Source organism: Flavobacteriales bacterium (assembly GCA_016124845.1).
GTDB lineage: Bacteria > Bacteroidota > Bacteroidia > UBA10329 > UBA10329 > UBA10329.
In genome coordinates this window covers 121,299-146,052 of record WGMW01000013.1, presented here as the reverse complement: position 1 = coordinate 146,052, position 24,754 = coordinate 121,299, and the positions used below count along the sequence as shown (strand labels likewise).

22 protein-coding genes are annotated in these 24,754 nt (G+C 49.0%); 11 read left to right on the top strand and 11 right to left on the bottom strand.

Annotation, left to right across the window (positions count from 1 at the left end; genetic code table 11):
* The first annotated feature begins 20 nt into the window (after positions 1-20).
* From GC178_06985 to GC178_06975, 3 genes are read left to right on the top strand one after another with little or no spacing between them, the layout of a single operon-like run.
* Positions 21-968: a hypothetical protein gene (locus GC178_06985; GenBank protein ID MBI1287309.1), complete on the top strand. Its 948-nt coding sequence runs from the start codon at positions 21-23 to the stop codon at positions 966-968.
* 50 nt (positions 969-1,018) lie between these two features.
* Entirely contained in the window at positions 1,019-1,237 is a 219-nt protein-coding gene (locus GC178_06980; protein MBI1287308.1) for a hypothetical protein, read from the top strand.
* A complete protein-coding gene (locus GC178_06975; protein ID MBI1287307.1) occupies positions 1,224-1,547 on the top strand; it encodes a hypothetical protein in 324 nt (107 codons plus the stop codon). The genes GC178_06980 and GC178_06975 overlap by 14 nt, the downstream gene beginning before the upstream one ends.
* A gap of 18 nt (positions 1,548-1,565) precedes the next feature.
* Here GC178_06975 and GC178_06970 read toward each other — a convergent pair whose 3' ends face one another.
* From GC178_06970 to GC178_06960, 3 genes are read right to left on the bottom strand one after another with little or no spacing between them, the layout of a single operon-like run.
* Positions 1,566-2,420: an acyltransferase gene (locus GC178_06970; GenBank protein ID MBI1287306.1), complete on the bottom strand. Its 855-nt coding sequence runs from the start codon at positions 2,418-2,420 to the stop codon at positions 1,566-1,568.
* 30 nt (positions 2,421-2,450) lie between these two features.
* Positions 2,451-3,089: a hypothetical protein gene (locus tag GC178_06965; protein MBI1287305.1), complete on the bottom strand. Its 639-nt coding sequence runs from the start codon at positions 3,087-3,089 to the stop codon at positions 2,451-2,453.
* Complete coding sequence (locus tag GC178_06960) at positions 3,086-3,688, bottom strand: T9SS type A sorting domain-containing protein (GenBank protein MBI1287304.1); 603 nt, start codon at positions 3,686-3,688, stop codon at positions 3,086-3,088. Before GC178_06960 ends, GC178_06965 begins: the two co-directional genes overlap by 4 nt.
* An 84-nt stretch (positions 3,689-3,772) precedes the next feature.
* Between GC178_06960 and GC178_06955 the strand changes: the two genes are divergently transcribed.
* The 6 genes from GC178_06955 (at position 3,773) to GC178_06930 (ending at position 9,636) form a co-directional block, all read left to right on the top strand.
* Positions 3,773-4,177, top strand: a complete 405-nt coding sequence (locus GC178_06955; protein MBI1287303.1) for a hypothetical protein — start codon at positions 3,773-3,775, stop codon at positions 4,175-4,177.
* An 87-nt stretch (positions 4,178-4,264) separates the two neighbouring features.
* On the top strand, positions 4,265-4,984 hold the full coding sequence (locus GC178_06950; GenBank protein ID MBI1287302.1) for a 3'-5' exonuclease: 720 nt from the start codon (positions 4,265-4,267) through the stop codon (positions 4,982-4,984).
* Positions 4,981-5,562, top strand: a complete 582-nt coding sequence (locus tag GC178_06945) for a hypothetical protein (GenBank protein MBI1287301.1) — start codon at positions 4,981-4,983, stop codon at positions 5,560-5,562. The genes GC178_06950 and GC178_06945 overlap by 4 nt, the downstream gene beginning before the upstream one ends.
* Before the next feature lie 2 nt (positions 5,563-5,564).
* Positions 5,565-7,379 carry a dipeptide ABC transporter ATP-binding protein gene (locus GC178_06940; protein MBI1287300.1) on the top strand — a complete coding sequence of 605 codons (1,815 nt, stop codon included), beginning with the start codon at positions 5,565-5,567 and terminating at the stop codon, positions 7,377-7,379.
* 100 nt (positions 7,380-7,479) lie between these two features.
* Complete coding sequence (locus tag GC178_06935) at positions 7,480-8,331, top strand: OmpA family protein (protein MBI1287299.1); 852 nt, start codon at positions 7,480-7,482, stop codon at positions 8,329-8,331.
* A gap of 129 nt (positions 8,332-8,460) precedes the next feature.
* A complete protein-coding gene (locus tag GC178_06930) occupies positions 8,461-9,636 on the top strand; it encodes an MFS transporter (protein MBI1287298.1) in 1,176 nt (391 codons plus the stop codon).
* Here GC178_06930 and GC178_06925 read toward each other — a convergent pair whose 3' ends face one another.
* Positions 9,637-10,215 carry an acyltransferase gene (locus GC178_06925; GenBank protein ID MBI1287297.1) on the bottom strand — a complete coding sequence of 193 codons (579 nt, stop codon included), beginning with the start codon at positions 10,213-10,215 and terminating at the stop codon, positions 9,637-9,639.
* 57 nt (positions 10,216-10,272) lie between these two features.
* Positions 10,273-12,066 (bottom strand): T9SS type A sorting domain-containing protein, encoded by a 1,794-nt coding sequence (locus GC178_06920; protein ID MBI1287296.1) that lies wholly within the window; start codon positions 12,064-12,066, stop codon positions 10,273-10,275.
* 190 nt (positions 12,067-12,256) lie between these two features.
* Between GC178_06920 and GC178_06915 the strand changes: the two genes are divergently transcribed.
* Positions 12,257-15,376, top strand: coding sequence for a SpoIIE family protein phosphatase (locus tag GC178_06915; GenBank protein MBI1287295.1), 3,120 nt, complete (start codon positions 12,257-12,259; stop codon positions 15,374-15,376).
* Between the two features lies 1 nt (position 15,377).
* Here the strand turns inward: GC178_06915 and GC178_06910 are convergent, their stop codons facing one another.
* From GC178_06910 to GC178_06895, 4 genes are all read right to left on the bottom strand, one after another.
* The gene (locus GC178_06910; GenBank protein MBI1287294.1) at positions 15,378-16,613 is read right to left on the bottom strand and encodes a redoxin domain-containing protein; all 1,236 of its coding nucleotides are present in this window, start codon (positions 16,611-16,613) and stop codon (positions 15,378-15,380) included.
* A complete protein-coding gene (locus GC178_06905; GenBank protein ID MBI1287293.1) occupies positions 16,591-17,148 on the bottom strand; it encodes a hypothetical protein in 558 nt (185 codons plus the stop codon). Before GC178_06905 ends, GC178_06910 begins: the two co-directional genes overlap by 23 nt.
* Before the next feature lie 9 nt (positions 17,149-17,157).
* Positions 17,158-18,714 (bottom strand): aldehyde dehydrogenase family protein, encoded by a 1,557-nt coding sequence (locus GC178_06900; protein MBI1287292.1) that lies wholly within the window; start codon positions 18,712-18,714, stop codon positions 17,158-17,160.
* A gap of 193 nt (positions 18,715-18,907) precedes the next feature.
* Positions 18,908-19,309: a PAS domain-containing protein gene (locus GC178_06895; protein MBI1287291.1), complete on the bottom strand. Its 402-nt coding sequence runs from the start codon at positions 19,307-19,309 to the stop codon at positions 18,908-18,910.
* Positions 19,310-19,429: 120 nt separating this feature from the next.
* Here GC178_06895 and GC178_06890 point away from each other — a divergent pair, with 120 nt between their 5' ends.
* Complete coding sequence (locus GC178_06890; protein ID MBI1287290.1) at positions 19,430-20,764, top strand: AAA family ATPase; 1,335 nt, start codon at positions 19,430-19,432, stop codon at positions 20,762-20,764.
* On the opposite strand, the gene GC178_06885 is transcribed toward GC178_06890, so the two are convergent.
* Together GC178_06885 and GC178_06880 are read right to left on the bottom strand one after the other, a co-directional pair.
* The gene (locus GC178_06885; protein MBI1287289.1) at positions 20,761-22,041 is read right to left on the bottom strand and encodes a hypothetical protein; all 1,281 of its coding nucleotides are present in this window, start codon (positions 22,039-22,041) and stop codon (positions 20,761-20,763) included. The genes GC178_06890 and GC178_06885 overlap by 4 nt on opposite strands.
* 35 nt (positions 22,042-22,076) lie before the next feature.
* Positions 22,077-24,686 carry a hypothetical protein gene (locus GC178_06880; GenBank protein MBI1287288.1) on the bottom strand — a complete coding sequence of 870 codons (2,610 nt, stop codon included), beginning with the start codon at positions 24,684-24,686 and terminating at the stop codon, positions 22,077-22,079.
* Between the last annotated feature and the right edge of the window lie 68 nt (positions 24,687-24,754).

Sequence of the window (24,754 nt, the reverse complement as noted above, 5' to 3'; positions counted from 1 at the left end):
TTGAACCACAAACAAATTGAATGAAACGGCTGTATTTCTTGGGGTTTGTTTTCGGGACGACCATTTTCCGACCCATTTTGGCGCAACCGCTACCGGATGGCAAAGAAACCTTGGCCGTGGAATCCGAAACATTCGAAGTTTCAATTCCTGAGCAGGAAAACCTGAGCGGAGGTCATTTGCAAGGAATACAATATCGAAACGGCATGGTGGTCGTTTCTGGAAGTTCAAGCCAATTTGGGTATCTGGCGGTTCTGCAAAAACTGGGAGACGGTTTTCGCTTTATCGGGCTCAGACGACTGGCCCAAAAACCGTTCAACCACGCGGGTGGTTTTCAAATTGATGGCAACTGGCTTGCTGTAGGCGTGGAAGACCCCAGCAAGAAACGCGAGTCCATCATCCAGCTGATCGATGTCTCTTCCTTCGAGAAAATATCCAACCCGCCTGTTTACTCGCTAAAGCGGAAAGGAGAACCCAAACGCAGCACGGCAGGTGCGGTAGCGTTGCTGAAACGGAAAGACCACTTTCTGCTGGCGGTAGGCAGTTGGGATTGCATGACCATCGATCTCTATGTCTCAAACGGTTTGGATCCGTATGCCGAAGGATTCGGCTTTACGCTTTGGACAAGTTGGGACAATCGCGAAGCCATCCGTAAGGAATGGACAGACAAAGACTTTGGCAGCTACCAGAATCTACAGCTTACCGAAGACGCAACGGGCCTGTACATTACAGGACTTTGCCGCACCAAAAGCGGAGTTGACCGTGCAGACGTCTTTAAACTGGATTCCGATTCCGACCCGTATCATCTTCTTACCAAAGTGGCTTCGTATTCGGTGCAATGCAGCGGAGATGTCACCTTCAGAAATGGTGCTGGACTGACCTCTTACAATGGAAAACCCGCGATCATTGCGGTGGGTCACAAACCCACACCGAAACTGAACTTTCAGATTTTTCCGATAAAACAACCATAACGGATTGTTACCTTTAAAGTATGAATGCCTCAGATTTGAAAATTGACCTGTTGAGACGGATTGACCAACTGAATGATTCCGAACTGGATAAGCTCTATGGAGAGTTGATAAATGTGCTGAATGGTCATTCAGACACATCACACTGGAACACACTTTCCGAAGCTCAACAAAAAGGAATTACAGATGCCCTAAGGTCAATTGATAGCGGGAAAAGTATGGTACATGAGGATGTGATGGCCAAATACAGAAAACGATATTCTGGTGAATAGACGTGTTCTGTGGTCTCCTGAAGCAGAGAACGATCTTTCAGACATTCTCGAGTATCTCGAAAAGAATTGGTCGTTAACGGTTGTGAACCGATTCTTAGACCTGCTGGATGAAACAATTCTGCGATTATCTGATTCTCCCAAGTTGTTTCCTCTTGTTGAAGCTGACAGGCAAGTAATACGGTGCGTACTCACAAAACACAACAGTATTTACTATCGTTTCAAAGAGGAACAACTGCACATCCTCCGAATTTATGACACGCGTCAAGACCCAGAAAATCTTCGATTCAGGATCTCAACAGACTCGGATTGAACCTTCTCGATTATCCGCCTAAAGACTATTAAGCAGCGCGCGGAACCAATGTCCGTCTCCGTCCTCCAGTTTTTTGATGCGCATTTTGGTGATGTCCAACTCCAGCTGCAATTCTGCCCGTTCGCGCACTTCCCACAGAATATCATCGGTCACTTTACCCTCGTACTCTTTTGTTGAAATGCGACTACCGAATGCGTAGTACTGCTTTTCTGGGCGTGGAATGAACGTTGGACCGATGCCGCGTGCCAACGGGAAAACCGTTTCGCCATCCTTTAGGTATTTCTCGGCAATGCCTTTTTCGCGCAGCCAATCCCCGAACTTGGTGTCCATGATCTCGTCCCCGTCCATCATAATGTCAAACGCATCTTCCTGCCCTACCTGCGCCACGGTAACGATGTCGTAGCCGTTTTCAATGGCCATACGCGCAAATCCTGTGCGCTTTTTCCAGGTCAGCTTGTACTTCTCTCCTTTCCGCTTGCAGGTTTCGCGGCCTCCGCCCGGATATACCATAATGTGCTCGCCATGCTGCATCATCTCTGTGCAGTTTTCGCGCGTGCCGCGCACAAAACCGAGCTTGGGAGCAAGATCGCGCCAAACGGGCATCATGTAATGGAGGTTGTCTACCAATGAGCGGCAGAAAATCCCTTTCTTGATATACAGCTCAGCTGCCCAAAGTGTGCCATCCAACGCACCGAGAACGGAGTGGTTGGTCACATAAAGCGCAGGCTTGTTCTTATCCACGTTCTCCATTCCAAAGAACTGCGGCTCGAAATATGCGCGGCCAAGTGCCGTCATTTTCTCTACAAATTCTACCGAAGGTGGTGTGAAATCGGGAGTGTAATCTCCAAGTTGGGTTAGGGTTGTATCGCTCATGCCGCAAAGATACGACCCAGAAAAAGTCTTCTAATAAGTGATAGTTACGGTTGTGGTATCAAATGCTTGCACAAATGCTGTTTCCGCAATCTGATGCACGCCACCGTTCTCGTCCACATACGTGCCATTTACCGAGATCTGCTGCTCGCCATACACCTCACAAATGAACGTGGTATCAACCGAAGCTCCCTGCAAAATGGTGTTGGAAGAAGGACAGCATTCGGTGCATTCGTCCGTATTCGCATCCACGGCAAAAGTGGCCGTTTGCGATAAATTCTGGTTGAGCAAGTGCGTGGAAACCCACGCCTTCGGTTCTACATCGAATGTTGCAGAATACGCGGTGCTGAACGGAACATTGTTCGGGTTGATGTCGAAGTTCTGGCTGAAGTGATTCGGGTGCGTCACCACAACACGGAATGAGTAATAGACATCCTTCGGCACTTCCAAGTAAAACCGTCCGCTGGCATCGGTCGTTGCGGAGCCTACGGTCTCATAGGTCGGGTTGAAACCTCCTCCGCTCACCTTTTGCACTTTCATCACGATGGAAGCGCCCTCAACGGCCGCATCGACCTTCTGATCGTAGATCGTGCAATCGAACATGTACACATCAGACTTCTTGGTGCAGCCCGAAATAAGCAGGACAAAAAGGAAAACCGCGTACGCTCTCATGACCCGCCAAAATAGATCTTTCCGTGAATATCTGTTTGTGAGACGCCCGAAATTCGGAACAGGTAAATGCCGCTTCTCCAACCCGATGGTTGAAGGATGAAATCGTTTCCAGTAGTGGTCTGTGTGTGCAGTTCGCTCCCCGAATAATCGAACACACGAAGAACGGCCGTGTTGTGGTTATCGTTGCTGAAAAGGATGCGGTGCGTTCCATTCTGGTGGTCGGAAAGCAGGAGGAAATCATCATTTCCGAAATCCTCAAAGAACACCGTTACCGTATCGGTAAAGCCTTGGTCGCCCAACTGCAGCTTGTAATGGTTGTAAGCATTCGGAACAGGTACCGAATCGAAGAACGCATACGCTTCGTTTGAAATAGTGCTGCCGCAGATGCCCGGAATGTGGTCGATCTGCTCAAACACAAGATCATCACCCGCCCTAAAGATCTGTGTTCCATTGCATTGCTCTCCGCCTTTTATCACCCATCGCAATTCAATGCCGTTCGGTTGCCTGAACGCATCGAACGAATTCAGAATCGGGTGCTGCGCGAAACTGGCAACCGCGAGAATGGAAAACATGGAAATGAAAATTGACCGTTTCATCATTTCGAACCACCAAGATAACTACGCTTGAATTGAGATGTTGTAGCGAAGCTTACAATTAGGCTCAAGTTCATACGTTTGCAGGCAATGAAAGTCGGAAGGGTTGAAATACCGAAAGTGGAAGATGTTTCGATGGCCGTGGTGCGCGAAACCGATGGTGCCGATCCCGAATGGGGCGTGTACCTGATCAACCACAAGAACGTGGAACTGAAGAACATCATCGTAGCATCAAAAGGCTACGGGATTCTGAACGAGGAGCATGTAAAAACATCCACGCTGCGCCATTTTTTCGAAACGTTAGCCGCCAACTCCTTCACGAAAGTGGAAAAGATCATGCCCGATGTGTTCGGATTGAATAACGAGTACATGCTTTCGTTCTACATCGATAAGACGATCTACGACCGCAAATACATTTTTGTACCCGATAGCATTGTGAACGAGAACCTGATTCAGATACCTTTGATTGACCGACCAGGAATTCTTATTAAATAGTTAATGGTTATTCAGTTATTTGTTATTGGTCAGTCCACCAACTCCGACCCAATAACCAGTAATCAATAACCGTTCTACGAAACCGAAATGCTACTCGACCTCGACCTTTCCAAAATCCTGTTTCTGGACATTGAAACTGTCCCGCAACTGGCGGATTACGGCCAATTGGATGAGGAAACCGCTGCACTTTGGAACGACAAGGCGGCCAAACTTTCCAAGGACGAACAAACAGGTGAAGAACTCTACGAGCGTGCTGGAATCTATGCCGAGTTCGGAAAGATCATCTGCATTTCAGTAGGCATGTTCCATCTGCGCGAAGGCGGAAAGCGGGAGTTCCGACTGCATTCATTTTATGGCGATGATGAGAAATTGCTTCTGAGGGAATTCGCAGACATGCTGAACAGCCATTTCAACCGCGCAGACAATCTGCTTTGCGCGCACAACGGCAAAGAATTCGACTTTCCGTACATCGCAAGACGCATGGTCATCAATCGTATTCCGATTCCGAAAATCCTGAACACCGTTGGCCGCAAACCGTGGGAAGTACAACACATCGACACCATGGAACTTTGGAAGTTCGGAGATTGGAAAAGCTATACTTCGCTGAAGCTGCTGACGCACGTACTTGGCATTCCAACTCCCAAAACCGACATTGAAGGAAAAGACGTAGCCCGCGTTTATTACGAGGAAAACGACCTCGACCGCATTGAGCGTTACTGCAAACGTGATACCTTGGCGGTGGCGCAGTTGCTGCTGCGTTTCAGAGGAGAAGAGATCCTGAACGAAGACCAGATCGTAGAAGCATGAAAAGGACATTTGATTTTCTTGATTCTGTGTTGACCTCCCCCAGCCCCTCCTTTTCAGGAGGGGAGCTTCGCAAGAAATGGACGGTCAATGGAAGAAGCCCTTTCATTCTCTTGCTCCTGCTTTTTTTATTGATGTTCTCGTGCGGTTCAAAAACCGATGAGCTCACACCGATCATCGGACCGGAGAAAGCGCAGTTCCGCGGCAATTCCATTGGTGATAAATACGAGAACGTGCTGAAAAATGCGCAGCGCGATAATGCCGTTCCAAGCGATGAAGGCGTGTTGACCTGCGAGTTCAAGGTCGATGATTCGGACCTGATGGTACGCTACGAGTTCGATCAGCAGGAACTTTATGCTATTCAGGCAGATATTTTCTTTGCCGACACGGCCACGCTGAACAGCTTTGAGAAGAACCTGGTGGAGCGCTACAACAAACAGTTTGGGGAAGTGGAGATCGATGGCGGTTTCCTCGTTTGGAAACAACGCCAATCTGGAACGGAAGTGGAGTACGCCTTGGCCGATGAAAGCATCGAATTCGGCCAGCCCAAACTCTCCCTCACAATCTATAATTTTGACTGAGCATGTCTGAGAGAAAATTACTGGAGATAAAGAACCTCGTTACTGAGTTCAGCACCGAGGGAAATGTTTTGAAAGCCGTGAACGATGTGAGCTTCACCGTCAACCGCGGAGAAACCATTGGAATTGTGGGCGAATCGGGTTCGGGAAAGTCGGTAACGTCTTTGTCGGTGATGCGGCTCATCCCCAATCCGCCTGGGCGAATTGCCAGCGGTGAGATTCTGTTTCACAAGAACGAAGGCGCACCGATCGATCTTACCAAAGTGAGCGAGAAGGAAATGCGGTCCATCCGTGGAAACGACATCGCGATGATCTTTCAGGAACCGATGACCTCGTTGAATCCTGTTTTCACCTGCGGTGATCAGGTGATGGAAGCCATTCTGCTCCATCAGAAACTGAGCAAAAAAGAAGCGAAGGAAAAGACCATCGCGCTTTTCAAGGAAGTGCAACTTCCTCGGCCGGAGGCCATTTTCGACCAGTATCCGCACCAAATTTCGGGTGGACAGAAGCAGCGCGTAATGATTGCGATGGCGATGAGCTGCAATCCGAGTATTCTGATTGCGGATGAGCCAACCACGGCTTTGGATGTGACGGTGCAGCAGACCATTCTCGACCTGATGCTGAAACTTCAGCGTCAGCACGACATGGGAATCATGTTCATTACGCACGACCTTGGCGTGATCGCTGAGCTGGCCGACAAAGTGGTGGTGATGTACAAGGGCAAGATCGTGGAGCAAGGGCCTGTGCTGGAGATTTTCAGCAATCCCCAGCATCCGTACACGAAAGGGCTTTTGGCCTGTCGCCCACCATTGGACGTGCGCTTAAAGCGTCTTCCGATCGTTTCGGACTTTATGAAAGTGGATGACGCGGGCCACATTGAAGAGATCGAGCAAAGCGTGACCGAGGCCACGCAGAAGGAAATACAGACCGATGATGAGCGCAAGAAAACGCATGAGGACATGTATGCCAAAGAGCCTGTGCTTCGCATCAAGAACCTTAAAACGTACTTCCCGCTCAAGAAGAATTTCTTCGGAAAAGTGACCGAAGAAGTGAAAGCCGTGGACGATGTAACGTTCGATGTGTTCCCAGGCGAAACGCTTGGATTGGTGGGCGAATCGGGTTGCGGAAAAACCACGCTGGGCAGAACGGTTCTTCGGTTGGTTGACCCGACCGATGGCGAAGTGATCTTCAAAGGAAAGCCTTTGCATTCCATGACCACGGACGAACTGCGTGACATCCGCAAAGACATTCAGATCATTTTTCAGGATCCGTATTCTTCCTTGAATCCGCGCATTACCGTTGGAGATGCCATCATGGAACCCATGATCGTGCATAAACTTTACGCCAACGACAAGGAACGAAAAGAGAAGGTGATGGAATTGTTGGAACGCGTGAACCTTCTTCCCGAGCATTTCTACCGTTATCCGCATGAATTCTCTGGCGGTCAGCGGCAGCGTATCTGTATTGCGCGTGCGCTGGCGTTGCGACCTCAGTTCATCATTTGCGATGAATCGGTTTCGGCCTTGGATGTTTCCGTACAGGCGCAGGTTCTGAACTTGCTGAACGAGTTAAAACGCGACTTCGATTTTACGTACATCTTCATCTCGCACGACCTTTCGGTGGTGAAATTCATGAGCGACCGAATGGTGGTAATGAACAAAGGCGTGGTGGAAGAAATGGGCGATGCCGATCAGATCTATTCCAACCCGCAGACGGAGTACACCAAGAAGCTGATCGCGGCCATCCCGAAGGGAAGATTGGAGGACATTGAAGAGTCGATCAAGGAGAAACAATCTTGGCGCGAAAGCGTTACGGCCTAAAGTGTCTTGTACACATCTTTCCGTTAAAATCTTCATGCGTTTTTAATAATGCTGCCATTGCTGCGTTATAATTTCGCACCATCAAACACGAACAAAAACAATGAAACAGATAGCATTTATTGCACTTTCCACTTTACTGCTCAGTAGCTGTGTATCCATGAAAAAGCACACGAAGCTGAGCGAGGAGTACACGGGGTTGAAGAGCATGTATGAGAAGAATTCGAACGACCTGAGCCGCGCATTGCGCGAAGTCGTTTCGTTGAAAAAACAGGTGGAGCGCGACAGCATCGAGCTTGCCAGACTTCGCAATCAGAACGACCGTTTGGTAAGCAACATGGGCGAAATGGCCACGCTCTCGAAGAAAGAGGCGGAGAACATGGAACGATCGCTGGAAAAGATCAACGAGCGCGACCTGCAGATCAAGCGTCTTCAGGATGCCATCGACCGAAAGGATTCCGTGACATTTGCCTTGGTAACGAGCATCAAAGGTGCCATTGGCAACTTGGATGATGAGGACATTCAAATTCAAGTGGATAAAGGGGCTGTTTTCGTTTCCATCTCCGACAAATTCCTATTCAAAAGTGGCAGCTACAACCTGAACAGCAAGGCGATGGATGTGATCGGTAAAGTGGCCAAGATCCTGGAAGCGAAACCTGATTTTGAGGTGATGATCGAAGGACACACCGACAACGTTTCGTACCGCAAGGGCGAACTGCTCGACAACTGGGATCTGAGCACCAAGCGCGCCACCTCCATTGTACGTGTGCTTCAGGAGGATTTCAAGATCGATCCGGCCCGTATGACAGCCGCTGGCCGTTCGGAGTATGTTCCTGTAAGCGAGAACGACACGCCTGAAGGCCGCGCTGCCAACCGCAGAACACGCATCATCATCCTTCCGAAACTCGATCAGTTCTACGGAATGATCGAGGAAGGTCTGCAGAATGCGGAGTAACCTTTTAAAGCATATTGAAACGAAGAGCGGGGTCGAAAGCCCCGCTTTTTTATTTGTGCCACCTTCAACAAAAACCCAACCTTCTGGTTTCGATTGAATGCAGACCTTTGCGGCCGCTTTTACCATTCGATGACCAAACGACTTTCCTACCTGCTTGCCTTCATCAAGTTCACGCACATCATGGATTTCATGATCATGATGCCACTTGGGCCGCAGTTGGAGCGCATTTGGGATATTTCCCCGAAGGAATTCGGCATTCTTGTTTCGGCCTACACGTTCAGTGCGGGTATTGTGGGATTGCTCGGTTCGTTCTTCATGGACCGTTTTGACCGCAAACGTTCGCTGGTTTTTCTTTACACGGGTTTCCTTATCGGAACGTCTGCCTGCGCACTTTCCAACTCGTACGAAATGCTGCTGTTGGCACGTTGCGTGACAGGTGCCTTCGGTGGTCTGTTGGGTGCCAATGTGCTTTCCATTGTTGGCGACCTGACACCCATTGAAAAGCGTTCGGAAACCATGGGAATCATCATGGCGGCATTTTCTGCTGCTTCAGTATTCGGTGTTCCGTTCGGGCTGTTTCTTGCCACACGGTTCGGTTGGCAAACGCCTTTCATGTTCCTCGCCATTATCGGGCTGCCCATTCTCATCCTCAATGTGCTGATGGTTCCGAACGTGAACCAACATCTTGCGAATGGAACGGAGAAACCGTTGAAGATCCTAAAAGACATGTTCTCGGATGGAAATCAGCTATTTGCGCATCTGTTCATTGTATTGCTGATGCTGGGTCAGTTCAGCGTCATCACGTTCATTGCGCCTTACATGGTGTCGAATGTCGGCTTTTCTGAAAGCCAGCTCATGTTCATTTACTTGGCCGGTGGAACGTGCACCTTCTTCTCATCTCCGATATTCGGCAGGTATGCCGACCGTTTCGGGCAACTGAAATTCTTTGTGGTGGTAACGTTGCTTTCACTCATCCCTATTTGGGTGATCACACATCTTACCGCTATGGCATTGCCTGCGGTTCTGGTCATCACAAGCATCATGTTCATTCTTATTTCGGGAAGAATTATCCCAGCGATGACGATGATCACTTCTTCCGTGAAATCGGGCAGACGAGGCGGTTTTATGAGTGCCAACACGGCCATTCAGCAAATAGGCGCGGGAACAGCGAGTTTCCTTGCGGGAAGTATTGTGATGAAAAACGCTTCGGGCACGTACGACAACTACGAACTGGTAGGTTATTTGGCCATTGCGGCTTCGTTGGTGGCCATTCTTGTTGCCACACGCCTCAAAGCGGTTTCCTGATCAAGCGTACCGCTGATCGATGGCAAATTTCTTGGGATGCTTTGGCGCGATGTCCTTGTAAAATGCCATGATGTTGCGCAGATCCGCATCCATATCTCCCGAAGGGTGAATGATCGGTCCGACACCTGCATGTTTGCGCTTGTAATCCAAATAACCCAACGCAATGGGAACACCTGCTCCAACCGCTACGTGATAGAATCCCGTTTTCCACTCCGTGCGTAGCGATCGCGTTCCTTCGGGAGTGACCATCATGGCCAATGTCTGATGTTCTTTGAAGAGATCGATCATGGCCTCGGTCATGCTTTTTCTGGGTTCTCCCGCCTTCTTCGGACTTCTATCAATTCCCAATCCGCCCATGGCTTTTACAAGCCAACCGAACGGAGGCCGCAGCCACTCCTTTTTGATGGTGAACCGAAGCGGAATTCCCATGAGGTAGAACGCAGCGCGGGCATGCACCAGATCCCAATTGCTGGTGTGTGGTGCGGCAATGATCACGCAGCGCTGCACATCGGCAGGAATGTCCTTGTCCATGGTCCAACCGCTGAAGAAAAAGATGAGTTTTGAAATGAGCGTTCCCATGCGGCCAAATGTAAGAACCGCATGGCATGACTCATTGACTCAGACCGTACCTGAATTTCAATATCTGATAACGTTTATCGGAGATGCATCGGTTTCCCGATCATTCATCATCTGAACCATATAATAGCCCTCGGCCACGTTCACCATGTTGATGGTATAAGGAGTTTGGGCATATCGCTTTTGGAAAACAACACGACCAGATAGGTCTACGATGCGAACCTGTGCATCGGACTTGGCAAACTTGCCCGTTTCAATGGTAAACATGCCATTGTTCGGGTTCGGATACATGCGGAATGAGCCACTGACCGAGTTGTCGATAACGGTGGTCAGGCACGGATCCTCATTGCCGTTGCAGATCACAAACTCCGTAGAATCCTCATTCAGACAGAAGTCGAGTTGGCAGAAGGTCTCATTACCCGAATTTGCCAAAATCTCATAGGTAGATGTCACAGGTACTCCAGGAACATTGACGTATAACGTGTAGGTTGTATCGCTGTTGGGTACAAAACCAAATGTATAAGTTCCGTCATTGGCTGTTGTCTGACGGCCAGATGCCTGTCCTGGAGGTGTCTTTTCCACCACCACATCGATCAGCGGAATCGGATCCTCGGTCTGGGTCTTTCCTGTTGAGTTGTGCCACAATGTGCCTTGAAGCGTATTGGTGCCATTGAAGTTCATCGGATCCAAGAGAGGGACATCCTTTGTGAGATTCATTCCGCACACATTATCAAACACCGTTGCCAAGCTCCATTTATGACCTTCGGGATAAAAGCCTGATGCAACACCCGTGTAATTGACGCCCGGCTTGGCCATGATGATGAATGGAAGCAGGTTTTCTATCAGCCCGAAATCGTAGTTGCCAAATGCATCCGTTGTTGTTGAGCTGATCACAGTCCAAACACCCGGACTCTGACCATGATGATATTGGAACACTTCGCAGTTCATACATGGATTGCTTCCCACGGTGACATTTCCCTGCAAAAAGCTCGGTGTGGAACGGATATAGATGGAATCTTCGGCCGCGCAGCCATGCGCATCCAGAACCGTAACGTTATACATTCGGTCGAGACTGTTCATGGTCGGGTTGAACTCCATCATCGATGCATTTACCACATTGATGTCTGAAGAGGTTCCCCAGTCGGCAATGTAGCCTCCCACTCCACCAAGCAATGTCAGCCCTATGTCCGTTATCCCGTCATCAGGGCAAAGGTCTATCGTGTCAGCAAGTGTAATCACAGCCGTTAAAAGTTCTGGGTCTGGAATAGTTATCGGTCCGCTCAAAAGACTGGTACACCCGAATCCATCGGTTACCGCAGCATTGTAATCGCCCGCACAAAGGTTGGAGGCCATTGTGTCAGGGCTCCCGACCACATCCCACACAACCGAGTAAAACGATGAATTGTCTGATAGAATTTGAAAAGTAAGGCCACCGTCACACCCGCCATGGCAACCGATGCTATCAATGACCACTTCATACTGAGGATTGCCGAGTACCACCACCGTCTTCGTAACGGTCAGCGAACCGCACAGCGTTGATGTTACGGTCAGTTCGAGCGAAAACACGCCCTCTTCCGAATACGCATGCGATGTCTGGTTGGATAGCAGCGCGTTAAGTTCTGTATTACCATCTCCGAAATTCCAATCTCGACCGGAAAGCACTCCATCAAGCACCGATGCATCTTCAAGGTCCAATGACTGGCCAACACAGACAAATACGGTATCATTCTCTTCCTGCTGCGATCCAGTAACGTTCAGAACACCCGAACACAGAAGAGGCAGATTCTCGGCCCATCCGTTCAGTTGGAAAAAAAATAAAAAAGTGCTTAAAAGCGTAAAGGTTTTTAACGTCATAATTATTCGGCTCTGGAGGTCAGTATGACATGGAATGGTTTCCTTGCCGTCTAATGTTCTTCACTACGCGGTCAATCCGATAAAGTTGTCTTTCAAACTGGAAAATTTCGACAAACTGCACATCCTGGTGCCAGGCAACAGAATATTGTAACTGATGAATGGAACTTGCAGTATGAAAAGCCATCGTTAAATGACCGTGGGAAGCCTAAAATTACTGTCAAAGCAAGTTGTTCCATTGCTTATTGCCCTCGTTTTTCAGGGTTGGCATGCCTGTGCTCAGATGTATGATTTTCAAAACTTCACGGTGGAAGAGGGTCTTTCGCAGTCTCAGATTCTGTGCCTTTTCCAAACAAGCACGGGTGAGCTTTGGATGGGTACGAACCAAGGGGGCATCAACAGGTATAATGGAACCTCTTTCAGTTATTTGACCACTGAGGACGGACTTTCTGACAATGTCGTTTTTGCCATCAATCAAGACAATGATGGTCGGATATTAGTGGGTACAAACAACGGACTCGATCTACTTGTAGGCAACCGCATAGACATATTGAACGTGCAGCAAGGACTTCCACATAAAGGTGTTGTTAGCATCTTGGTCGATCGGAATGAGAACATCTGGCTGGGAACAGGGAAAGGCGTAGCCCAACTCGTGGGCGATTCCATCATTCTTTTCAAAGAAGATTCAATTCTTTCGAATTCAACGGTGCTGAACATCCGCGAAGGGACGGACGGCTCCATTTGGTTCTGTACGGTACAGAACGGCCTGTTCAAATGGAACGGAGAGTCCATGGTCAATATAAGTGCGTCCAATGGCCTCAATCACAATTACGTGTATGATGTAATGCCTTTGGGTAAATATGATGCTTGGATATTTGGTTACAGAGGACTGTTCAAGCTCGAAAACAAAAAGGTCAGCATGATTGACCTGCCTTCAGACGTGGATGACAACACCATTGTTTACGGGTATCAGCGCGATCGGGCCGGGAACATCTGGGTCGGAACATCGACAGGGGTATTGAAATACAGAAGTGGAAAATGGACCAGTCACCTTACCATTCAGAACGGGTTGGTGGATGACAACATCTGGAAAATTCTACAAGACCGCGAAGGGAACATGTGGTTCGGTTCAAAGTCCATCGGAGTCTCCAAACTTAGCAGCGAACGTTTCCGATTGTTCGGAGAGGAAGATGGGCTTCCACAGAAAACGGTCAATGCCGTGATGCGTGATATGGACGGACGTTTTTGGTTGGGAACACAGGCCGGTTTGGCAATTTGGGATGGTGATGCCCGAGATACGGTTAAAGAATCTGGCGGACTGAGCTCCGAGGTTGTCACCGATATCGCTGCAGACGACTCTGGCACCATCTACATTGCCACAAACTTTGGCCTTACCATCTATAAGGATGGTCGCTTCACCAAGGTGGTTTCTGATGATCATGACCTGAATGACATCCGAGATGTTTTCGTGGATGGGGAAACCATTTGGCTGGGCACCAAACGTGGTGTTGCCAAGTTGAATGATGACCAGTTGATACGACCCGAGAACGCATCTGAATTCGACCACTATGTGTTTGATGCCGTTCGGAAAGAAAATGACATTTGGTTTGCATACGAAGATGGTCTGTTACGATTTGATGGTCATTCCTTCATACAGCTAACCCAAAAGGATGGTTTTTTTGATGGCAGGTGCAGGAGTGTACTGCTCGGTAAAGACGGAACCCTGTGGTTCGGGACCAACGATGGCGTTTACAAGTATGAAGGAACCAAATGTAGTTCCTACGGAGTGAAGGACGGTCTTATCGGGGATGCGGTCTATTCGCTTGCGTTCGGAAAAGACCATAGCTTATGGGTGGGTCAGGCAAAGGGGCTGTCCCGTCTCATTTTCGATGGTGATTCCCTTCAAGATGTCATCCGATACGGAAAGGATCAGGGATTTATGGGATTGGAATGCCGAACGAATTCGTTCTGGTTGGAGGAAGACGGCCGATTGTGGATAGGAACAACCTACGGCCTTGTTGAGTACAGCCCGGAAGAAGACAAGGGCGAGTACTTTAAACCGTTGACACGGCTTACGGGAATTCGGCTTTTCGGTCGATCGGTAGATTGGCTGCTTTTTGCCGACTCTGTGACAAACGAGGGTGTTCCAATATCGCTCGAGCTTCCGTACGACAAGAACGACCTTACGTTTGAATTCTCTGGTGTCAGTCTCACCTCCCCTGCCTCCATCAACTACAGTTTCATGCTTGAAGGAAAAGATACAGATTGGTCTCGGATAACCAACATCAACGAAGTGTCTTACACCAACCTCGATCCTGGGAGATATACATTCAAGGTGCGCGCAGGGTTTGGAGATGACCTTTCAGAAAACGAACCGATAGTATTCCATTTTACTATAAGGCCACCGTTCTATCAAAGCTACTGGTTCTATTTTATTTGCATCATGGGAATCGGCTTTATTGCTTACTCCTACTATACGATCCGGTCGGCCAACTCAATGATCACACGGCAAAAAGAGGAAATTGAGGCTCAAAAGGATGTGATCCAAAAGAAGAACGAGCAGATGATCGACAGCATCAACTACGCCAGCACCATCCAGTCGGCCACGCTACCATCGAATGAGCAATGGCATAAGCTGCTGCCCGATTCGTTCGTTCTTTACAGACCAAAGGATATTGTGAGTGGCGATTTTTACTGGTTGGCAGAACGGGGTGATGACGTGTTCTTCTCCGCTGTTGATTGCACTGGTCATGGTGTGCCTGGTGCGCTGATGAGCATTGTGGGTTACAATGGTCTGAATCAGGCCGTGGGCGAGCAGAAGTTGTCTAAACCCGCAGACATTCTGAAACACTTGAGCACAAGTGTGAATGACTCGCTACGAAAATCTGAACATGACGATTACGTGAGGGACGGAATGGACATCGCCTTGTGTAAGCTGAATTCAAAGACAATGAAACTGGAGTTTGCCAGCGCGTTCAACCCATTGCTCATCATCCGAAACGGGGAACAACAGCTGATAAAGGGCGACCGTATTGCCATTGGAAGCCTTGACACTGATGTTCAACCGTTCCATAATCATGAGGTTGAACTACAGAAAGGAGACTGCATTTACATTTATTCAGACGGTTATGCGGATCAGTTCGGTGGCACGGATGGAAAGAAGATGAAGACCACCGTAATGCGACAGAAGATACTGGAACTAAGCCCTCTTCCGATGGAAGAACAGAAACAGCACTTGGAAGCCTATCTGGCCAAATGGATGGGTTCACACGAACAGGTGGATGACATCTGCGTCATTGGCGTGCGTATCTGAATTACTCGATCAGCAATTGTGTAACGAACCTGTCGGTCTCCTCCACAAACTCATGGTAATACTCGCCTGTTCCTGGGCCTGCGAAACCCGTGTGTATTCTTCTGACCTCTCCATTCCTGTCAATAAATATGCTGGTAGGGAATGACAGCACATGATTGAGCATTGGAAGTTTCTGCGCGGCCTCTTTTTTACTGGCCTTTCCTGCCAAAAGCATCTCATACGGAACATGAAAGTGTTCCTGCAAACGCTTTACCGAACGGATGTTGGTCTCTTCATTGTCGCTTCTTTCAAAGGCACATGAAATGACCTCGAGACCCTGCCCATGGAATTTGTCGTAGAGTGAAACGAGATAGGCCGTTTCGTCCATGCAGTTCGGACACCAGCTGCCCATCAATTGCACAATAACCACTTTGTCCTCATATCGCTCATCATCCAAACTCACCATTTTCCCATCGACATTCGGAAAAGCAAAGCTGAGCTTGGAATAACCAGGTTTGAGATACGTCAGCGTGGTGGGGTCTGGAAGTTCGAAATCGTCATCGCGTTCTCCTGCCCAGTTTTCCTGCCAATGGTTGCCTGACCAGAAATCGCCCTCGATCCTATCTCTGCTGACCTTGGCCTTGAACAGGAACACGTGCGAGCCATCGAAACATGAAAGCAGAAGGCTATCGCGTACAACGTTTCCTTCCAAGTAACGGTAATCGCCTGTTGTGGTCAGAAATGTTCCGTAAGCACGGTTTCCCCGCTGCTCAAACTGACCGATGGCCAAATATTGGTTGTCACTTCCAGGGCTGAACTCCACGCGCCATTTTCCTGTCACATTCACATCAGTTTCTGCATCTACAGGGAAGCGGTACATCACATCCTTTCTGGCCACAAACGGTAGCCGATAATTGCCCTTGCGGGAATAATCGAAGAAATTTCCGTGAATCTCACCATCCACCAGCTTTCCTTTAAGTGCGGTGTTGAAAATGGGCAGACGGATGAATATGCTGTCGTTCTTTACCTCAAACTCATCCGCTCTTATGCGTTCCTCGCCATTGATAGCATAAAACTGCAACCGACCATTCTCATCAATGATCAGCGCTGAAAATGGTAGCGTTTCATCACCGATGTCGAGCGAAAAATGCCAATCGCCAGCCAGATCCGCAGGCGCTGGTCTTTCGGAGCATCCGAAAAGTAACAACGACAGCAGACCAACCCATAAGGTCCGATCAGCTTTCTTCAATAAACTCACTTTCAATGGAATATTCAGAATCGAAAAGGTAGTTGACCGAAAGTTTTCCCTTCATCATGTACCCTTCTCCCGTGGTGTAATACAGGCTCTGATCTGAACTGTAGAGAAAATTTTTCGTGCGCCTATCGACCGTAACCGAAAGACATTGCTTCGAATCCTTGTCGATGGTCACCACCACATTCTTTACAGGAATCTGATCGTTCTCGGTCTTGTACGTGATCACGTAGGCACGCTCCAAAATGATCGTGTCGGTTTTGAACTCCCCGCGCCAAGCTGGGCGGTTGATGTCCGATTCCAGAAACGCATCCAGCTCCTCATTCCAATCAATATCGCCACGCTCAATAATGTGGCTATGACCATCCTTGGTCACGTGCTTACGCACCCATTGCCCCTTTTTCTTGAGGTTATCGATCTGCTTGTTGATAAACAACGGAAGGTCATAATAGAATCGCTCATTCTCATAATACTGTTCTACTGGATCCTTGGAACAGGAACACATCAGTAGAACGATCGCTATGACAAAAGGCCGATTCAACGAAGTGGATTAAAGATCGAATTTGATTCCCTGCGCCAGCGGCAGTTCCGTGCTATAATTGATGGTGTTGGTCTGACGTCTCATATACACTTTCCAAGCATCCGAACCCGACTCACGACCTCCACCCGTCTCTTTTTCTCCTCCAAAGGCACCACCGATCTCCGCACCCGAAGTTCCAATGTTGACGTTGGCAATTCCGCAGTCGGAACCCGCATAACTCAGGAACAACTCTGCTTGACGCAGATTTGTTGTCATGATGGCAGAAGAAAGTCCTTGAACCACTCCGTTCTGAATGGCAATTGCTTCTTCCATGTCTTTGTATTTGAGCAGATACAGAATCGGAGCAAACGTTTCCTGCTGCACGATCTGATAGTGATTTTCCGCTTCGGCAATGGCAGGCTTCACGTAGCAGCCACTTTCATAACCTTCGCCTTCCAGCACACCACCTTCCACAACCATGTTTCCTCCTTCAGCCTTCAATTGCTCCAGCGCTTTCAGGTAGGTTTCTACCGCTTGTCTATCGATAAGCGGTCCCACATGGTTCTTCTGATCCAGCGGATTGCCAATACGCAGTTGTCCGTAAGCCTTCACCAAGCTGTTCTTCACTTCATCATACACACTTTCGTGAATGATGAGTCTGCGCGTGCTGGTGCAACGCTGACCACACGTGCCCACCGCACCGAAAAGCGCTCCGATGATGGACACGTCCAGATCGGCATTTTCGGTGATGATGATGGCGTTGTTGCCGCCCAACTCAAGCAGGGTTTTTCCCAACCTTGACGCTACCGTGGCGGCCACTTTCTTTCCCATGCGTATGGAACCTGTGGCAGAAACCAATGGAACACGCGTATCGGTGGTCATCATTTCTCCTACCGTGTAATCTCCCTGTACAATGCAACTCACGCCTTCGGGAACACCGTTCCTTTCAAAAACCTCTTTGATGATGTTCTGGCAAGCGATGGCAGAAAGCGGAGATTTTTCGGAGGGTTTCCAAACGCAGACATCACCACACACCCACGCCAACATGGCATTCCAACTCCAAACCGCTACGGGGAAATTGAATGCGGAGATGATTCCCACGATTCCCAGCGGATGATACTGCTCGTACATTCGATGCAATGGGCGTTCCGAATGCATCGTCAGGCCATAAAGCTGTCGCGAAAGACCGACCGCGAAATCGCAGATGTCGATCATTTCCTGAACCTCGCCCAAACCTTCCTGAAGGCTTTTTCCCATTTCGTAGGAAACAAGTTTGCCGAGCGGCTCCTTCTTTTCGCGCAACGCATCGCCTACCTGACGCACGATCTCACCGCGTTTCGGAGCAGGCCAAGTACGCCATTCAATGAAAGCGTTCTGCGCCTGCGCAATGACCTTTTCGTAATCCGCTTGCGAGCATGAACCCACGGAAGCGATCAACGCGCCATCTACCGGAGAGTAGGAACCAATGGCATCTCCACCCGTAAAGTCATTCAACCCTGTGGATGCCGCGAAGTTCAATTCGCTGATATTCAACGCTTTCAACACATCCGTGATCTTATTTTCCATTTCCGTAACCGCCTCAGACATTGCTTAAAATTATGGGTTTTGGCAAAGGTAACAAATAAGGTTGCCGTGAGTTCAGACAAACAAATACCCCCACCGAGTCGGCCGAAGCGTTCTACGATGGGGGTGAAACCAGGAATTGGAACTGTCCTTCAAAGTTAGAACATCATTTTAAATAATCACGACTTATCGCAACTTTTTTTCGACTAACGCTCAATTATTGTCTTTCAAACGTCAAAGCAAGGATAAACTGAGGCCCCGCAGGATCGACCACAAGCCTGCTTAAAGTGGAAACTTCCCGATATTTTCCATCTGGCATCCTGATCCGATAATCCACGTGATCGATCTCTGGGCGTATGGTGACCTTAGCATGCGATTTGAGAATGGTCTGGAAATCATCAGGATGAAAATAATCGTAACTGGAATTGCCGATCAATTCTCTCCGTGTATACCCGATGAACGTCTTGCAGGTCTTTGAAACATCGGTATAAATGCCTGATTCATCGTGCGTGGAAACCATGGCGTTTTCAACCCCGCACTCGCTTATCATGATTTCGGCATCCGCAAGAGAACGACATTGGAAAAACAGAGCTTCGAGCTTTTTGATGTCGTTTATCATTTGCCAAGTTTATGTGGACTACTTCACAATTCCGTGTTGAAAAATTCAACTTCTTAATAAAGTTACGCTCCATCTTCAGAAATCCAAAACGCTACATTTCGGATTAAGAATAGTTTCTGAATGGCAAAGAAGAAAGAGGAGAGGAAAGTGTTCGTTCTGGACACTTCGGTAATCATCTACGATCATAATGCAATAACCCAGTTTGACGAGCACGATGTGGCCATACCGATAACGGTATTGGAAGAACTCGACAACTTCAAGAAAGGGAACGACAGCAAGAACTTTGCAGCCCGCGAATTTATCCGCGAACTGGACGCGATGGCGGGCAACAAGACCTTGCAGCAATGGATTCCGATCAAGGGCAACAAGAAGGGTTCGTTCAAAGTGATCATGAACGGCAACAGCGATGTGGACGCCACTAAGGTTTTCGGTGACAACAAGGCCGATCACAAGATCCTGAATGCTGCGTTGGCCGTGAAAGATGAATTTCCCGATCGGAAGGTGATCCTGGTAAGCAAGGACATCAACCTGCGGTTGAAGGCCAAGTCGCTGAACGTGAATGCCGAGGATTACGAAACGGGCAAGATCAAGGATGTAAGCTCCATTTATAAGGGAGAAAGCACGGTTGAGGGAATTGAAAGCGGCATCATCAACGAACTGTACGAAACAGGAACGTGCGAGCGTGAAGCCGTTGGGTTGAAGAATGCCCCGAACAATCATTACTACGTTCTCAAGAACGGGAAGAAATCGGCCTTGGTGCACAACAACCCCGAAACAGGCTTGCTTCACCGCATTGAGAAGACCATGGCGTATGGCATCCGTCCGCTAAATGCGGAACAGGTCTTTGCGCTCCATGCCATTCTCGACCCGAATGTGAAACTGATCACGCTGCAAGGTGTGGCAGGAACGGGAAAAACACTTCTTGCCTTGGCTGGCGCGATGGAGCAGAAACGTGATTTCCGCCAGATCTATCTGGCACGACCGATCGTTCCGCTCAGTAATAAGGACATCGGTTACCTGCCAGGCGACATCAAGAGCAAGATCAATCCGTACATGGAACCGCTTTGGGACAACCTGAAGTTCATTCAGAGTCAGTTCCCAGAAAAGGGCAAGGAGGCCAAGCAGATACAGCAGATGGTGGAGCAGGAAAAACTGGTCATCACACCTCTGGCCTACATCCGTGGGCGCAGCCTTTCCAACATCTTCTTCATTATTGATGAGGCGCAGAACCTCACGCCTCACGAAGTGAAAACCATCATTACCCGTGCGGGCGAGAACACCAAGATCGTGTTCACAGGCGACATCTTCCAGATCGATACGCCTTACCTCGACACGCAGAGTAACGGCCTTTCATACCTGATAGAGAAAGTGAAGGGAAATCCGCTGTATGCGCATGTCACACTCCAAAAAGGCGAACGTTCTGAGCTGGCGAATCTGGCAAACGAGTTGCTTTAGTCCTCCAACCGCTGCAACCGAAACGCCAACAGCAGCCCCATCAGCACAAAGCTCACAAAGGCATAGAAGCCGAAAAGCAGGGTTGAGTTGTTGGTGGTAAGCAGGTTGATGGACACAGCAATATGCTGCAATTGACCCAACTGTTCGTTCAGAATGCCCGAAAAGCCGATATATGACATAAAGATGGCCACCACCAACACATCCGCCATCGACCACTTTCCTGTTCGATAGACAAAGAATTGTAATACGCGGTTCTGTCGGATCTGCGGAAACATCAGGTAAGCCACACAGCTCAGCAGCTTCAATATTGGAAACACTACGCTGAACAGGAGTACCAACAGACCAACCACGACCACCTGTAGGTCCTTCTGCCCCAGCATCAGATGCACCACTTCCAAAATGCTCTTGCATTTGTGGTACACCACCTGATCCGTAAAGGCCACCTGTTCGCCCAGCAGGTGAAAATCCAAGGAGGCGATACGCGCATCGATCTCCAGCATCGGCAACGTAAGGCCAAGCAACAGCAATGTCAGGCTGATGCCCACCACACTCAAGTGTTCAACCAACCCGACCAGCGGAAAGATCAACACCAAAAGCAATGAAACGACCACCAGCGGATACCAGACCATCAGATACGGCTGTTTGGCCTTATCTATCGCAGCCAAGCGTTCCTTCATTCTGGTTATGGCATCCGCCCTGTTCTCCGCCACGTACTTGGCCACAATGCGGTCATGTTCCGAATAATCCGTCTCGGCAAATGTCTCTGAGGCATACTCATCCAACTTCTCAGTCAGGTATTCTTTCAACATTTCCGCATTCTCAGGATCTCCCACAAAATCCAAAATCTCCTCGGTAAACACAGGAATGTCCTCACGGAGATGGTCGAACAGCTTGGTGCCAGAAACAACCGCGCTTCGCATCACACCTTTGGCCTGTTCCAGAAACCCACCTGTGCGATGCAGCTCCTGATCGTGATAGCGTTGCTCGAACTCATCGATCAGCGAATGCAAAAACTTCGTCACTTTCTTTCGCATCGCCTCGCGGTCCTGTTCATTCAGGTCAAACTCCTCAATGTTCTTAGAGATGATGTTCACGATAATGCGCTTCCATTCATCCACATTAAAAAGTCCATATCGGATCTCTGAAAGATGCACAAGGTCATTGTTCACCTCGCGCTTTTCACGCTCCAAATGCCAGATTCTCACCGATAAAAAACCGATAACCACCAAAAGCAGAAGCGCTATGACATTCCGTATGGGCAATTGTTTCTTTTCCATGGATGATGAGCCATGAAGATACGTGAAAGAAAAGCCTACAACCGCGCACCAAGCGCAGTGGAGAGCTTGTGTACGCTCTTATCCCCGCTTTCGCTGAACGCCTCGAACAGGATCACGTACATGCCGATGCGCGCTTTTTCACCATTATCGGTCGTGCCGTCCCAAGTGAACGTTCCTGATGTTCCCAACAGCTCATTGGAGATCAACTGCCGAACAGGTCTCCCGTTGGAATCGTAAATACGGATCGTACCCACATAGCCTGATCCGTTGAAACGGTAGTAAATGTTCAACACGTCATTATAACTGTCGTCATCTGGCGAGAATATCTCTGGGTCAAGACTCACTTCACCCACAGCATCGCCCGTTGGGAAATACTGCGAGTTCTGCAGCCCAGGCGTTCCGAAACCGACCGTTTCCGCTGCCGAGTGCCAGTTGCCTACATCATGTACATCACGATGCACATCCAACCGCTCCAATGACACGCCATCTACGCTACTCAAAAGCGGGAAATGCATGCTCGCAGTATAGGAGAAATACTCGGTAATGACGGAGTCCAGATTCAGCAGATAGACCGTTCCCGAATCATTATTATAAGAAGGCATGTCTGCCTGAATGAAATTACCGATGCCGTGCTGAATGTAATTCATCATCACATCGGTCGTATCTTGGGTAATAAGCACATATCCACCTGGTTCCACCGCGTAATTCTGGTTTGTAATTGGTTTGAAGCTGCTCACTCCATCCTGCGCATCATAATGCGCCAAAAGCCAACCTTTGAGGTTCAGCGGCCTGTCCGAAATGTTCACCAATTCCACATAATCAGAACCGCCCGTGAAAGGATTGAACAACACTTCGTTGATGACGAAATCACCCGAATCGGCATCAAACGGTAATACGAATGTTGTCACCGAATCGGCTCCTTGCAGATTTCCCTCACAGTCAGCAATTCCCGTTACGGTGAGCGTGTAAACCACGCCTGTATCGATCGGAGTTCCGAACGTCACATTCAGAGACGTGTTCGCTGGGCTGATGGCCGATACGGCTGCTACAGTCAGCGTTGGTTCCACCAAGATGTTGGAAGCTGAAATGTTGCCTGTACCCAACGCCTCGTTCATATTTACCTGCACGGTCTGAGGATCAAGAATCTCAACGCCAACCAGCAACGGACCTTCCGTGTCGGGCGTATCATCAAACACGGAATTCTGATTTCCTGGCGTTCCGCCCAACGGGTTTTCCGAAGCATGCCAATTGCTCGGATTGACACACGCGGCAAACGGATTGATCTGCTCGATCGTGAAACCTCCATCTTCTTTGTTCGGGTCGTGATACCAGCTCAAATCATAGCTCAGCCGATCGATAACGGTCTCGCTGGTGTCTTCAAGAATCAGGTCATCTCCCGAATTGTTCAAGGACGGAAAAGAAGTGACGACCACCACATTCTGATAGAACGCGAACATGGAGGCACTGCCGCTGGCGATGAGAATGGCATACTCGCCAGGGGCGATAATGTGCGACCCGACCGTTCCGAAAGAGGAAGCATCTCCCAGTTTCCAACCCGTAATGTCGATGTAATAGCTGCTGGTGTTGTAGAGTTCCACAAACTCGGCCTCGGCCAAACCTTGCACGGGACTTGGGTCGCACATAAACTCATTGATGACCACATCGCGATACGAAGCTGGTGATGGAATGACATAGATGAACGGTTCTGATGCTGTCACCATCGTGTTTCCCGAAAGGTCCTGAACATTGGAAATGCTCAACTGGTAAGTCGTTCCGTTGGTGAATTGCGTGGCGAATGTCAAATGCACCAACGCTGAATTACTACCATCGAGCGAAGCTGTAATCGGACTTCCCAGGCCGTTATCAGCCGAATAGTTGGCCGTATTCTCAGCTGTGGTTTGACTCACGGCTTCGCTGAAAAGCACATCGACCTGCGTGTTTGAAAGCACCGAAACCGAAACAACCGTTGGGGCTTCGCTGTCCACAAACGGGTTGCCCGTCACGTTGAAATCATCGAAATGGAACTTGTCAGAACGCGTACTCGTGTACTTGCACCAAACCCCGGAATACAGGCTTTGGAAATAGGTGGTGTCGTTCACCGTTCCCAACGAAACGAATGACGTTCCGCCAGAGGTATCAGCCAGCAGTTCCCAATCAGAATTGGAACTCCGCGTAACGCGAACGCGCGCTCCCGAAGGGTCGGTATTCAATAATCCATCAACAGAAGTGATCAACTGCGTAGAAGATGTCCCCGTCTGACGATAAAGGCTGATGCGGTCTTCCGTTTCGCCACCCAAACGCACGTAATAGCCATTCAAACTTCCTTGAAGGTTGGCATTGTTTGAGACCAGATAGACCCGCGCCAAGTTGCTTGATGAAGGATTGAAAGCCATCTCCACCAAAAACTCCCACGTGGCATCATCAATCGCTTGACACGCCACCGACAGGTAAGACGTGTCTGACTGCGGAGGCGCGTTCAAATGCAACTTCTGATTACCATCCACCTCAAAGTTGGCCGCATCTCCGCTCCAAGTAGGATTGGCGGTAAAATCACCATCCGAAAAATCATCCACAAACTGGCCGAAACCGACCGCGGGAATCAGGGCAAACAGACCGATGAAAATGTGACGCAAATAAGTTCGCATGAGTCGGATTCTACCTTCAGGCAAGGAGGGTAAATATAGTACTTTTGCCACCCGACCGATCTTAACGT